Annotated in this window: 11 protein-coding genes and 1 tRNA gene; 4 read left to right on the top strand and 8 right to left on the bottom strand. The window is 67.7% G+C overall.

The features are described from left to right. Window positions 1-25: 25 nt before the first annotated feature. The 5 genes from KCH87_RS09090 to KCH87_RS09070 form a co-directional block, all read right to left on the bottom strand. Window positions 26-1,498 (bottom strand): penicillin-binding protein 2, encoded by a 1,473-nt coding sequence (locus tag KCH87_RS09090; protein WP_210585411.1) that lies wholly within the window; start codon window positions 1,496-1,498, stop codon window positions 26-28. Then, window positions 1,495-2,934 carry an FtsW/RodA/SpoVE family cell cycle protein gene (locus KCH87_RS09085; RefSeq protein ID WP_210585410.1) on the bottom strand — a complete coding sequence of 480 codons (1,440 nt, stop codon included), beginning with the start codon at window positions 2,932-2,934 and terminating at the stop codon, window positions 1,495-1,497. Before KCH87_RS09085 ends, KCH87_RS09090 begins: the two co-directional genes overlap by 4 nt. Window positions 2,935-2,961: 27 nt before the next feature. Further along, window positions 2,962-4,503: a Stp1/IreP family PP2C-type Ser/Thr phosphatase gene (locus tag KCH87_RS09080; protein WP_247195905.1), complete on the bottom strand. Its 1,542-nt coding sequence runs from the start codon at window positions 4,501-4,503 to the stop codon at window positions 2,962-2,964. A gap of 120 nt (window positions 4,504-4,623) precedes the next feature. Then, complete coding sequence (locus tag KCH87_RS09075) at window positions 4,624-5,133, bottom strand: FHA domain-containing protein (RefSeq protein WP_210585409.1); 510 nt, start codon at window positions 5,131-5,133, stop codon at window positions 4,624-4,626. A 10-nt stretch (window positions 5,134-5,143) separates the two neighbouring features. After that, a complete protein-coding gene (locus KCH87_RS09070) occupies window positions 5,144-6,013 on the bottom strand; it encodes a DUF3662 and FHA domain-containing protein (protein ID WP_210585408.1) in 870 nt (289 codons plus the stop codon). A gap of 473 nt (window positions 6,014-6,486) precedes the next feature. Between KCH87_RS09070 and KCH87_RS09065 the strand changes: the two genes are divergently transcribed. Continuing rightward, window positions 6,487-6,573 (top strand) — tRNA-Leu (locus KCH87_RS09065). A gap of 182 nt (window positions 6,574-6,755) precedes the next feature. Here KCH87_RS09065 and KCH87_RS09060 read toward each other — a convergent pair. Continuing rightward, window positions 6,756-7,586 carry a hypothetical protein gene (locus KCH87_RS09060; protein WP_210585407.1) on the bottom strand — a complete coding sequence of 277 codons (831 nt, stop codon included), beginning with the start codon at window positions 7,584-7,586 and terminating at the stop codon, window positions 6,756-6,758. Window positions 7,587-7,914: 328 nt separating this feature from the next. Between KCH87_RS09060 and KCH87_RS50395 the strand changes: the two genes are divergently transcribed. Then, a complete protein-coding gene (locus tag KCH87_RS50395; protein WP_308298789.1) occupies window positions 7,915-8,511 on the top strand; it encodes a helix-turn-helix transcriptional regulator in 597 nt (198 codons plus the stop codon). A gap of 291 nt (window positions 8,512-8,802) precedes the next feature. On the opposite strand, the gene KCH87_RS09050 is transcribed toward KCH87_RS50395, so the two are convergent. Then, window positions 8,803-9,378 carry a CGNR zinc finger domain-containing protein gene (locus tag KCH87_RS09050; RefSeq protein ID WP_210585406.1) on the bottom strand — a complete coding sequence of 192 codons (576 nt, stop codon included), beginning with the start codon at window positions 9,376-9,378 and terminating at the stop codon, window positions 8,803-8,805. 386 nt (window positions 9,379-9,764) lie between these two features. Then, complete coding sequence (locus KCH87_RS09045; protein WP_210585405.1) at window positions 9,765-10,022, bottom strand: hypothetical protein; 258 nt, start codon at window positions 10,020-10,022, stop codon at window positions 9,765-9,767. Window positions 10,023-10,628: 606 nt separating this feature from the next. Between KCH87_RS09045 and KCH87_RS50390 the strand changes: the two genes are divergently transcribed. Both KCH87_RS50390 and KCH87_RS09035 read left to right on the top strand, forming a co-directional pair. Then, window positions 10,629-11,591: a zinc-dependent alcohol dehydrogenase family protein gene (locus KCH87_RS50390; protein ID WP_210585404.1), complete on the top strand. Its 963-nt coding sequence runs from the start codon at window positions 10,629-10,631 to the stop codon at window positions 11,589-11,591. A gap of 52 nt (window positions 11,592-11,643) precedes the next feature. After that, complete coding sequence (locus KCH87_RS09035) at window positions 11,644-12,495, top strand: MBL fold metallo-hydrolase (RefSeq protein ID WP_247195904.1); 852 nt, start codon at window positions 11,644-11,646, stop codon at window positions 12,493-12,495. Window positions 12,496-12,534 lie beyond the last annotated feature (39 nt).

Here is a 12,534-nt window from a genome sequence, read left to right as displayed (position 1 = left end):
ATGTGAAGACGACGTGACGGGGTTCTCACTTCTTGCTGTTGATGACCGCCTCCATCACGCTCTTCGCGATGGGTGCCGCGAGGCCGCCGCCGGAGATGTCGTCACGGACGGCGTTCTCGTCTTCGATGACCACGGCGACGGCGACGGGCGCGCTGCCGTCGTCGGTCTTGGCGTAGGAGAGGAACCAGGCGTACGGGTTCTCGCTGTTGTCGACGCCGTGCTGGGCGGTACCGGTCTTGCCGCCCACGGTGACGCCGTCGATCTTCGCGTTCTGGCCGGTGCCGTCGGCGACGACGGTCTCCATCATCGACTGGAGGATCTGCGCGTTCTTCGCCGACAGCGGCTTGCTCATCTCCTCGGGGGTCGTCTTCTCGATGGCGTCGAGGTTGTGCGTCTGGAGCTCGTCGACCATGTACGGCTTCATCAGGGTGCCGTTGTTGGCGACGGCCGAGGCGACCATGGCCATCTGGAGCGGGCTCGCGGCGGTGTTGAACTGGCCGATGGAGGACAGCGCGGTCTGCGAGGGGTTCATGTCGCCGGAGAAGACCGAAGCGCTGGAGCGGGTCGGCGTGAACTGCTCCTCGGTGAAGCCGAACTTCTTGGCCTCTTCCAGCATCTTCTCGTTGCCGAGGTCGGATCCGACCTTGCCGAAGACGGTGTTGCAGGACACCCGCAGCGCCTCCCGCAGGGTGGCGTTCTTGCAGGGGATGTTGCCCTCGTTCTTCAGCTCGGTCGTGGTTTCCGGCATGGTCCACGGCAGCGGCGACTTGGTCGGTGAGTCCGCGTCCGTGTACAGGCCGTTCTCCAGCGCGGCGGCCGCGGTGACGACCTTGAAGGTGGAGCCCGGCGGGTAGACCTCGCGCAGCGCCCGGTTGAGCATCGGGTCGTCGTCGTTGTCCTTCTTCTGGAGCTTCTTCCAGGCGTCTTCGTCCGAGGTGCTGCCGCCGGCGATCGTGGAGGGGTCGTACGACGGGAAGGAGGCCAGCGCCAGGATCTTGCCGGTGGACGGCTCGATGGCGGCGACGGCGCCCTTGCCGCCCTGGGCCTTCAGGCCGTCGTACGCGGCCTTCTGCGCGGCGGCGTTGAGGGTGGTGACGACATTGCCGCCCTCCTTCGCCTTGCCGGTGATCATGTCGAGGGTGTTGCGGAAGAAGAGCCGGTCGTCGTTGCCGGTGAGGATGCCGTCCTCGATGGACTCCAGCTGGTTGGCGCCGTAGGCCTGAGAGACGAAGCCGGTGACGGGCGCCCACATCGCGCCGTTCTTGTACGTGCGCTTGTACTTGAAGTCGCCCGAGGTCTCCTTGTACCCGGTGATCGGGTTGCCGTCGACGATGATGTCGCCGCGCGGGGTGGCGTACCGGGCGATGGCGACTCGGCGGTTCTTGGGGTCTTCCTTCAGGCTGTCGGCCTGGGCGTACTGAAGCCAGTTGTCCCGGATGAGCAAGGTGAGGACCAGCAGTCCGCAGAAGATCGCGATCCGGCGCAGGGGCTTGTTCACGGGCGGACCACCTGGGTCATCTCGGCGTCGGGGTTGGGTGCGGGGGCCGGGGCGGGACGGCGGGCGGTGTCGCTGATTCTGATCAGGATGCCGATGAGCGCCCAGTTGGCGATGACGGAGGAACCGCCGTACGCCAGGAACGGCATCGTCATACCGGTCAGCGGGATCAGGCCCATGACGCCGCCGGCGACGACGAAGACCTGGAGCGCGAAGGCGCCGGAGAGGCCGATGGCGAGCAGCTTGCCGAACGGGTCGCGGGCGGCGAGGGCGGTGCGCACGCCCCGCTCCACGATCAGGCCGTACAGCAGCAGCAGCGCCATGACGCCGGCCAGGCCCAGCTCCTCGCCGAAGGTGGCGAGGATGAAGTCGGAGTTGGCGGCGAACCGGATGAGCTCGGAGTGGCCCTGGCCCCAGCCGGTGCCGAGGGTGCCGCCGGAGCCGAACGCCCACAGCGCCTGCATGGCCTGCTCGGAGTGGCCGTAGACGCCTTCCTGGCTGAGCGTGTACTCACGCATCGGGTCGAGCCAGGCGTCGACGCGCTGCTGGACGTGCGGTTCGAAGCTGGCCACGCCGACGGCGCCGACCGCGGACATCATCAGACCGAAGACGATCCAGCTGGTCCGCTCGGTGGCGACGTACAGCATGATGACGAACATTCCGAAGAACAGCAGCGACGTACCGAGGTCGGTCTCGAAGACCAGGATCAGGATCGACATCGCCCAGACGACGAGGATCGGGCCGAGGTCGCGGCCGCGCGGCAGGTACAGGCCCATGAAGCGGCGGCTGGCGAGGGCGAGCGCGTCGCGCTTGACCATCAGGTAGCCGGCGAAGAAGACCGCCAGCACGATCTTGGCGAACTCACCGGGCTGGATGGTGAAGCTGCCGACCTGGATCCAGATCTTGGCGCCGTAGGTGAGTTCGGCGCCGAGGCCCGGGACGAGCGGCAGGAGCAGCAGGATCAGCGCGCCGACCATGGAGATGTAGGTGTAGCGCTGAAGGACCCGGTGGTCCTTGAGGAAGATCATCACGACGGCGAACAGCGCGATGCCCATGGCCGTGTACAGCAGCTGGTTGGTCGCCTTGCCGCCGGCCACGCCGATCTCCCGCAGCAGTGCGGACTGGTCCAGCCGCCAGATGGCGACAAGTCCGAGTCCGTTCAGCAGGGTTGCCAGCGGCAGCAGCAGCGGGTCCGCGTACGGCGCGAACTTGCGTACGACGAGATGGGCGACGCCGGCCAGGAGGCCGAGGCCCAGGCCGTAGCTGAGCAGGCCGGCCGGGATCTCGTCGTTGATGGCGAGGCCGACGTTGGCGTAGGCGAAGACCGGGATGAGGACGGCGAACACCAGCAGGGCGAGCTCGGTGTTGCGCCGGCTCGGGGTGCCGATCGAGCCGATCGTGGACGTGTGGTGCGTCGACGTGTTGGTAGAACTGCTCATCGTGTGACGGGGCCTCTCACGGCTTGCCTACTGCGTACCGCACTGCGAGACGACCTTCTGCTCTTCCTCCGAGAGAGTCGGGCCGGGCGTGGGTGTGGGTGCGGTCGGGGACGTGGATGGATTCGGAGCCGCCGACCCCGACGGATTGGTGGGTGTCGGTGTCGCCTTGGACGTGAAGGAGGAACGGGTGGTTCCCGTGGTGCCTCCGGCCTCGCCCTCGCCGGTCTTGGAGTTGTTCGTGCTCTCGGCCGCCTGCTGCTCGGACCGCTTCTTGCACGCGGAGGCCTGAAGGGCCAGTTCGTCGATCTTCTTCTGGGCCTGCGTCAGATCGCCCTCGGCGATGGTGCCCTCGACCAGCTTCTGCTGGTACGGCGGCAGGTACTTGAGTTCGATCTCGGGGTGGTCCTTGGACACGTCCGACAGCGACACCCAGGCCAGGTCCTGGCTGATGCCCCGGTACAGCGCGACATGTTCGTCGTTGACGCCGACGTAGTACTGCGTCTGCGTCCAGCGCCAGCCGCCGTAGAGGCCGCCGCCGATGACGGCCAGCGCCAGGACGCCGTAGAAGGATCTTTTCAGCCACTTTCCGCGCCTGCGCGGTTTCACGAAGTCGTCGTCGGTGTAGTCCCCGAAGCTGCCCTCGGGGACGTAGCCGGTGGTGTCGCCGGAGCCGGGCGGGCCGAACTCGCCGCCGCCGCCCTGTCCGGGGACCTGGCGGCCGAGCCCGGAGGCGCGTCCTGCCGGGGTCTGCATGATGCCGTTGTCGTGGAGCTGGAGCTGGTTCTCGGCGACCGCGCCGACCACGACCGGTGTGTCGGACAGCTGCCCGGCGAGGGTGTCGCCGGTGTCCAGGTCGAGGACGTCGGCGATGATGACCGTGATGTTGTCGGGGCCGCCGCCGCGCAGCGCGAGCTGGATCAGCTCCTGCACGGTCTCCTGCGGGCCCTGGTAGCTGGCGAGGGTGTCCTCGAGCGTCTGGTGGGAGACGACGCCGGACAGGCCGTCGGAGCAGATCAAGTAGCGGTCGCCGGCGCGGACTTCGCGGATGGAGAGGTCGGGCTCGACGTGGTCGCCACTGCCGAGCGCGCGCATGAGGAGCGACCGCTGCGGGTGCGTGGTCGCCTCTTCCTCTGTGATACGTCCCTCATCGACCAGCCGCTGCACCCAGGTGTGGTCCTGCGTGATCTGGGTGAGGACGCCGTCGCGGAGCAGGTACGCGCGCGAGTCGCCGACATGCACGAGACCGAGCCGCTGGCCGGTCCACAGCAGGGCGGTCAGCGTGGTGCCCATGCCCTCGAGCTGGGGGTCCTCCTCGACCATCGCGCGCAACTGGTCGTTGGCCCGCTGTACGGCGGTGCCGAGGGAGGTGAGGATGTCGGAGCCGGGGACGTCGTCGTCGAGCGCGACGATCGTGGAGATCGCCTCGGAAGAGGCGACCTCGCCGGCCGCGGCGCCGCCCATGCCGTCGGCGATGGCGAGCAGGCGGGGTCCGGCGTATCCGGAGTCCTCGTTGCCCTCCCGGATCATGCCTTTGTGCGATCCGGCGGCGAAGCGCAGTGACAGACTCATGCGCACCTCGCCCGTCGGCTCCGGGTACATCCGCACGGTGCCCACCCTCCGGTCGGGAGCGCGCCGGGGTCCGGGGTGTGGACCGCCGTTGCGTGCTCGCTCCGCTCGCTCATTGTCGTACTACTTCCGCAGCTCGATGACTGTCTTGCCGATGCGGATCGGCGCGCCCAGCGGGATCGGTGTGGGGGTCGTCAGCCGGGACCGGTCCAGGTACGTGCCGTTGGTGGAGCCCAGGTCCTCGACGATCCACTGGCCGTCACGGTCCGGGTAGATCCTGGCATGGCGGCTGGAGGCGTAGTCGTCGTCCAGCACGATCGTGCTGTCGTGCGCCCGGCCCAGGGTGATGGTCTGGCCCTGGAGCGCGACCGTGGTGCCGGTGAGTGTGCCCTCCGAGACGACCAGCTTCGAAGGGGCGTTGCGGCGCTGCCGGCCTGCGGCGGGCTGCTGCCGCTGCTGCGGGGGAGCCTGGCGTTGGGCCTGCTGCGCCCGGCCAGCCTCCCGGCGCGAGCCGCGCTGGGTGACACGCGTACCGAACAGGTCGCTGCGGATGACCTGCACGGCCACGATCACGAACAGCCACAGTACGGCTAGGAAACCCAGCCGCATGACCGTGAGGGTCAGCTCTGACATTGCCCCCGCTTCACCCTTCGGCTTGCCGGTAAATGATGGTGGTGTTGCCCACGACGATCCGCGAGCCGTCGCGGAGCGTAGCGCGGGTGGTGTGCTGCCCGTCCACCACGATGCCGTTGGTGGACCCGAGATCCTGGATCGTCGAGGGCGTTCCGGTCCGGATCTCGCAGTGCCGGCGGGAGACGCCGGGGTCGTCGATCCGCACGTCGGCGTCGGTGCTGCGGCCCATCACCAGGGTCGCGCGGGAGATCTGATGGCGGGTGCCGTTGATCTCGATCCAGTGGCGGGTGCGCCCGCCGCCGGCCGCCGGGGCCGCGGGACGCTGGCCGCCCGCGGGCTGCTGCGGGTAGCCGTAACCGCCGGGGCGGCCGGCGGGCGGCGGCGCGGACGGCATGGGCGGAGCGCCCGAGGGCGCGGCGGGCGCGGCGGCCGGCGGGTAGCCGTAGCCACCGGGGCGGCCGGCCGGCGGTGCCGCCGGGGCGCGCTCGGGAGCCTGCTGGTTGGTGGAGGACGCGAGCGTACGGCTGCGCACCCGGTACAGGCCGGTGTCGAGGTCGTCCGCCTTTTCGAGGTTGACCTTGATGGGGCCCATGAAGGTGTAGCGCTGCTGCTTGGCGTAGTCGCGCACCATGCCGGCGAGCTCGTCGCCGAGCTGGCCGGAGTAGGGGCTGAGCCGCTCGAAGTCCGGCGTGCTCAGCTCCACGATGAAGTCATTGGGTACGACGGTGCGGTCCCGGTTCCAGATGGTCGCGTTGTTGTCGCACTCCCGCTGGAGTGCTCCCGCGATCTCCACGGGCTGCACCTCGGACTTGAAGACCTTGGCAAAGGTGCCGTTGACCAGACCTTCGAGACGCTGCTCGAACTTCTTCAGGACTCCCATGGGGCACCTCCTCCTAAGCTGCCGTCCTGCGTACTGCTTCTTACCTGGTACTGCTTACTGATCGTATCCACGCGCCGGTGAATCGGCTGGTTCCCCCTGTCGGCCCCGTCGACAGATGTCGACGCCTGTCGAAGTTCCCTCCGGAGGTCCCCTTCGAACTCCTTCGGGGACACAGTCCTGCCAAGGATCGTAGAGGCGGCCGCAGACAAGTGTCCCGCACCTGACTGTGGACCCCGACCGGCTCCTGGGGAGACGGGCGGTACCGGTACGAGGTTGATACGTGAACCGGTACACGTTGATACGTAGCCCGGGGTTCGGAGGTTTGGCCGGCCGGCGGGCCGATCGGAGAGACGTCGCTGGTCGGCGGCTTCCCGGGGGTAAGGGATGTGAACCCACCCCGTCCACCGTGCTAATGTTCTGCGTGTCGGAGGGCGCCACACCCCAAGGGGGAAGGGCCCGAGGACACACCCAATGCGCGGGTGGCGGAATAGGCAGACGCGCTGGATTCAGGTTCCAGTGCCCGCAAGGGCGTGGGGGTTCAACTCCCCCCTCGCGCACCAGGAAGAACCGACGGAACGGGTCTTCGCCAGTGACGAAAGTCATGGTGAGGGCCCGTTCCTCGTTGTGGTGGTGGGCTGCGGCCCGGACGGAGACGTGGCAGGGCCCCGGCGGTGAGGTATCTCACGGTCGGGGCCCTGCTTTTTTGCGCTGCCGGTTGTTCTTCGGGTGGCGCTGTGCCGGGTCAGGAGGCCGGTGGGTGTCCAGGTCCCGGGGTCTTTGGTCTTGCGCCTGTGGTGGGTGCGGCGGCGGGGCGCTCGCCGCCGAGTGCCAGCGTCTCAAGCCACCTCTTGACCTTGCGGCGGTTGGCGTGGGCGAGCTGGAAGGCCAGAAGGATCGTTTGGGCCGCGATGCCACGGATGCGGCGGGAGCCCGCAGCCTCGATGCCCTCGGCCAATGGATTCTTCGCGTAGCCGTTGCAGCCCTCGACGCTGTTGCGGAGCCGGAAGTAGATCTTCTGCCATTCCGGGCCGCCGTATTCCAGGGCTTGCCACTGCTTGGCGCCGGCTTCCGGGCTCACGGTGATGGCGTTTTGGCGGCAGACCTTGACCGGGCCGGCCGGGCTGGGCTCCGGGTCGATGAGGGGGAGGTGGATTCCGCGGCCCAGGGTGTGAGGCTTGATGAGGCACTGGGCCTTGCCCGCTTCAGCGGGGCACATCATCCGCTGATAGCCGTCGGCGTCGGCGCTCTGCTTAGGCATGAGGCGGATCACGCCCTCCGTTCCGGCCTGCTTTCCGAGCTGGTCTTCCCGGTGGTCGTAGACGGGCTTGTACCCCATGGCTCGAACGGGAAGCTGCCACTCCGTGGGCTCGGAGTTGTTGTAGGCGCGGTCTCCGGCAAGGTAGCCGGGTTTGTATCCCCGTTCCTGGAGCCGGTTGAGGACCTTCAGACCGTTGTACGCAGGGCGCTGACCGGGCTTGTCGAGGGCGACGCCGAGGACGAGAACCGGGAGGACCTCGGGGTTCGGGGCGCCGTCGTCGAGGAGTACGGCGTCGTGTTCGGCGTCGCGGGTCACGATGAGGTGGGCGTCGTAGCCGTAGAGGTACTTCTTCTTGAGTGAGGTCTTCTTCTTGCGCTCGGAGGTCTGGGCTTTGCCCCACGGCCGCGGGAGAACGTACGGACAGGAGCGGCGTCGATGCCCAGGGAGACTTCCGCCAGCTCCGCCAGGAGGCTGTGGAGAGGGCGTACGGAGGCGTCCAGCACGAATTCGGTGAACAGGGCCAGACGCCGTTCGCGCTCCGCCAGGTCGTCCGTGTCCGCCGCTGCGGTCAGTTCGTGGGCCTCGCTGCGGAGAGGTGCCCGTTGGGCGGCAGCGGGGACGGGTTCATCGCGTCCTTCATCGCGTGGAAGAGCCGGCGGACGACCGCATAGGCCGCTTCGAATCCCTGGTCGTGGTCGTCGTATTCAGGGATGTCGAGCAGCTCGCGCAGCCGTGGGGAGATGCGGAAGTACAGGATTTCGGTAACCCGAACCAGGACGATCTTTCCGCCGGTTTGCCGCGCGCGTACGGAGCCGGCGGTGCGTGGCCTGAGGCCGTCATGGAGGAGCACCACGGGGCGCGGGTCGCCCAGGCCATGGCCGCCCGGCTCAAGGCTGCGCTCGACCAGCGGGACTGGTCCGTCGCTCAGTTGTCGCGTGAGAGTGGTGTCGCCCGCTACACGATCGCCGAGGCGCTCGCCGGTGAGGCGTGGCCCGACCTGCTGACCATTGCCAACCTCGAAAAGGCGCTGGACTGTGATCTCTGGCCCGGACGGAATGGGGCGGGCGACCTTCGAGATCATCGAGAAGGCCTGGTCTGCCGATACCGGGCCGTATGCCGAGGCGATGAACAACATTCCCAAGCTCGTCGTGACGAGACCGCCCGCCTCCGCTCACTGGCCGACGTCGCGACCTTCCTCGCTTCCGACCCCACCCAAATCAAGGTCAAAAAGACGAGTTAGAGATCTGCATGCCCTAACGCGAGTTGGGCCCTGCGTCCGGCGGTGGGCAGGTCCGCCGGAAAACGAAGGTAGGAGCTGTGAACCGCTCCGACCGCTGGGCGCAGTCCGGATAGACAGCCCCCGACGAAGTGCACCGGGCCTCGATGTGTGTCGCCTCGCTGTCCATGCGTATGGCTACGAGCGATTTCAAGGCGACTTCCGCACCGCCCGAAACGAGACCAACAACTGCAAGGCGTAGCCGCCGCACCGAACTTGTGCCAGACCCCGGAGAATGGTGCCCAAGCTTCCCTGCTACGTAGCCTTTGCGCGTTGGCGAGCTCGCGCAGCGCGAAGGTTGACGAGGTTGCCGCAGGCCGAGGTGTTGTGCCACACCCTGGACTGGTTCTTCGAGCTGTCGTAGAAGATCACTGAGCAGGGCGGATTCCGACAAGCTTTGAGGCGGGGCCACAGTTCGTGCTGCTGGGCGAGCAGGATGTCACCGAGCAGAGTGCCGGCGACTAGGCGCCAGCCGTCGCCTTCGGCTGAGAGGACGAGCCGCCCCTCCTCAAGGGTCATTCCCCAGCGGAGCTGCTCCAGGTGGCGTGCCAGGTCAAGCTGTAGCGGGGATTCCGATGGCGCTCGGCCGGCTTCGAGTTGGGTTTGGAGGGCTTCGCGCAGTTGGTAGAGCGGGGGCAAGTCGTCCGTCGTCAAACGGGGCCGGGCGGGCCACTCGAGCGTGCGCATCCAGCTATTCGCCGACGCGGGACTCGCCAAGAGGTCGGCCTCGGGCGGGCTGCCTGCGGAGCGGGTGTTCAGGAAGGACTGCACACGTCGCAACAACGGCGGCGCCGCGGCCGCCGCGTAGCGCTCGGTGGCAAGATCGGACATAGTGGTCACTCTATCTGGCCCGACTGCTATGAAGCAAGTATAAGACTTATGCTTACGTTCCTGTGGTTCTCGAGCCTGCTGGATTCCGGGGCGCAACGCCGATGAAGGAGCGCCTGGTGCGTCGCACTTGGTAGGCGTTCTCCGGGCGTCCGGTGCCTTTCGGCTTCGGCAAGAGGATCGCATGCCAATGCCGCTCTCGTCCTGCGGTAGGCAGGGCCAAGCACGTCAGCACTACCGATGTCGACGACGTAGCCACTCCGTTCGATGCCATCTCGCAGGGCGATGGACAGTGCCGCCATCGCTTCGACCGGTGAATCTCCCGGACCGCTGCGCCCCCGGCAAGGCGCGCAACGGTCGAGGAGCCCTGCCGGGCCGTGCGTTCAGCCTCAGATCAACTTCTCGACCGGCTCGAACTCGAACATGAGCAGCCCCTTGCTGACGAAAGGCAGGCGCCCGACCTGCTTGCGAGCGTCCTCCACGTCGTCGGCCTCGAGGATGAGGTACACCACCGGACGATCGTTGAGTCGGAAGAGGCTCTTCACGATGCCCTCGGCGTGGAGTTCGGCCAAGACTCGCGACTCTTCGTCCCAGTACGGGGCGAGCTTTTCGACGTCCGGGGTGGTGCCTGTCGCATGCAGGTACATGAGTGATCCTCCGATTTCCGGGGGCGCCGCCGAGCGGCGCGAGAAGGTCGCACTTCCGTTCGCGGATCGCTTGGCGGTTCTCGCCACGTCCACCCGCCCAACAGGCTGGCGGGTGGACGTGGCGTTGTGGCCGTCCGGTTGAGGACTCCGCCTCGACGCGGTGGTGATTTCCCGCGTCCGGGTTGGCCGTCGCCCATCAGCTTCGATCCCCACGCTGGCGGACACTGCACCGACCTCCGGTCGAGGCCTGGGTGGAGCCTTTCAGTGGGAGATAGTGAAAGAAGCATACACGTTATGTCGATGTCATGGAGCATCGCTTCGACGCGGGCCGTACACGGGCAAGCGGCGAGCGGGCGGACGGGCTGGTCGGGCGGCGAGTGTGAAGGTGGCGGAGGTATTCGAGTTTCGCGCGCGTGTCGGCGTGGGCAATCCGGCAGGCCACTTCGGTCGTGTCCGGGATTTGCCGGTCTGCGTGGCGGTGATCGGTAGCCGGGCGGCGACTCTCTGCGTCTTGGGCGGCAGTGGTGCGAGTACGCGGAGATGCGGACAGAAGCAAACTGTGTTTGACTATGTCTAAGTGTCTGCCGCCTCTCACCGGGAGTCCCTGTGCGTGCCATCCAGATCACCCACTTCGGAAAACCAGAAGACGTCGTGCGCGTCGTCGATCTCCAGGAGCCGCCCGCTCCCAGCGCCGGCGAGGTCAAGGTCGCGGTCGAGTTCTCGCCGCTGAACCTGCACGACCTCCTGGTCGTCGGCGGCGCGCTCGTGCGGCCGCCGCTCCCGCTGGTCCTCGGCAACGAGGGGGTCGGCCGGGTCATCGAGGTGGGCGTCGGCGTCGCGACGGTAGCGGTGGGTGACCTGGTAGTCCTGCCGCTGTTCGGCGGGGCCTGGCGCGAGCGGCTGCTGTTGCCCGCCGACGGGCTGTTCCGGCTGCCGGAAGGCAACGTCGAGCAGTTCTCGATGCTGGGCAGCAATCCGCCCACGGCCGGTCTGATCCTGAGCGAATACACGGATCTGAAGCCCGGGGACTGGATCGTGCAGAACGCCGCGAACTCCGGTGTCGGCCGTTCCTTGATCGCCCTGGCGAAGAAGCGCGGATTCCGGACGATCAACCTCGTCCGAAACGAGTCCGTGTTCGCCGAGCTGACCGCAGCCGGCGCGGACATCGTCCACCTCGACGACGCGACGGCGGCCGAAGACGTTCGCAGGGCGATCGGCGATGCCCGGGTCGCGCTCGCGGTCGACTCGGTAGGCGGCGACGCCCCTGCCCGCCTGCTCGACCTGCTGTCCGACGGCGGTTCGCTCGTCACCTACGCCTCGGCGACCGGACAGCCGATGTCCGTCAACGCACTGACGCTGATCGGCAAACGCGCGACGGTCCGCGGATTCTTCGCCGGCCATTTCGACTACGCGACCAAGGCGCTGCCCGTCATCCGCGAAGCCGCGCCTCTGGTCGCGAGCGGAGCTCTGTTCGTTCCGCCTGCCGCCGTGTTCGACCTCGATGACATTCATGCGGCCATCGAGCAAGTCGTGCGCGGCGGAAAGATCCTGCTCAAGGTGGCCCGCTAGCGACCCTGTGCGAGCCCGGCTCGGGGCCCGCGGCTATGAGAGAAGGACCGAAATGACCGAACCTGCTGCCATGTCCTACGAAGTCCTCGTCTCTGACGGCGTTCCCAGGAAGATCGATCTTCGGCTGCCGAACGGCGACGGGATCGTGTCCTCGCCGATCTCATCCACCCTCATCTCTGGGCAGCACGATGCGGTCCTGGTGGACCCGCCGCTGACTCACGGTCAGATCGCGCAGGTCGCCGAAGGTCTGGCGCGCTCCGGAAAGCGCCTGGCGTTCGTCTACATCACTCACGGCCACGCCGACCACTGGTTCGGCACGGCGACGCTGCTGGAGCGGTTCGGCGACGCCGACACAGTCGTGTACGCCACCGAGGGCACCATCCGGCAGATGCGCAGGCAGTGGGAGAGCAAGGACACCGGATTCGCGAAGACCTTCCCCGGGGTCCCGGAGAGCACCCCGGTCCTCGCCGTCCCCGTGTCGGCCGAAGGATTCCGACTGGAGGGCCGAACCCTTCGGGCCGTGGAGACCGGCCACACCGATACCGACGATTCCAGCGTCCTGCACGTGCCGTCGATCGGTCTCGTCGTCGCCGGGGACGTCGTCTACAACGGCGTACACCTGATGATGCTCGAAGGCGGTGGCGGCGGTCTCCAAGCATGGCTGGACGGCATCGACCGGCTCGCCGCGCTCGACCCGCGCCACGTGGTCGCCGGCCACAAGAACAGGGACCTGCCTGACGACCCGAAGATCCTGGACGAGACCCGCCAGTACCTGCGTGACGCGATCCGGCTGCTGGCCGGCAAGCCGAAGCCGCTGGAGTTCTTCGAGCAGATGATGGCGCTCCACGGTGATCGGCTCAACCCGGGGCCGCTGTGGTACAGCGCCCTGGGCCTGCTCGCCTGAGACATGCCGGGTCTCCACCCTGCGAAGACAGGCGAATCG

This window comes from Streptomyces sp. GESEQ-35, from assembly GCF_017948485.1.
Classification (GTDB): Bacteria; Actinomycetota; Actinomycetes; order Streptomycetales; family Streptomycetaceae; genus Streptomyces.
The sequence above is the reverse complement of the archived record's forward strand: the minus strand, read 5'-3'. Positions and strand labels throughout refer to the sequence as shown.

What these genes read in the sequence shown, in the direction of transcription:
- KCH87_RS09085 (WP_210585410.1), bottom strand. Translation starts at nt 2,934, where the DNA reads ATGAGCAGTTCTACCAACACGTCGACGCACCACACGTCCACGATCGGC.
- KCH87_RS09080 (WP_247195905.1), bottom strand. Translation starts at nt 4,503, where the DNA reads ATGAGTCTGTCACTGCGCTTCGCCGCCGGATCGCACAAAGGCATGATC.
- KCH87_RS09075 (WP_210585409.1), bottom strand. Translation starts at nt 5,133, where the DNA reads ATGTCAGAGCTGACCCTCACGGTCATGCGGCTGGGTTTCCTAGCCGTA.
- KCH87_RS09070 (WP_210585408.1), bottom strand. Translation starts at nt 6,013, where the DNA reads ATGGGAGTCCTGAAGAAGTTCGAGCAGCGTCTCGAAGGTCTGGTCAAC.
- KCH87_RS09050 (WP_210585406.1), bottom strand. Translation starts at nt 9,378, where the DNA reads ATGTCCGATCTTGCCACCGAGCGCTACGCGGCGGCCGCGGCGCCGCCG.
- KCH87_RS09045 (WP_210585405.1), bottom strand. Translation starts at nt 10,022, where the DNA reads ATGTACCTGCATGCGACAGGCACCACCCCGGACGTCGAAAAGCTCGCC.
- KCH87_RS09035 (WP_247195904.1), top strand. Translation starts at nt 11,644, where the DNA reads ATGACCGAACCTGCTGCCATGTCCTACGAAGTCCTCGTCTCTGACGGC.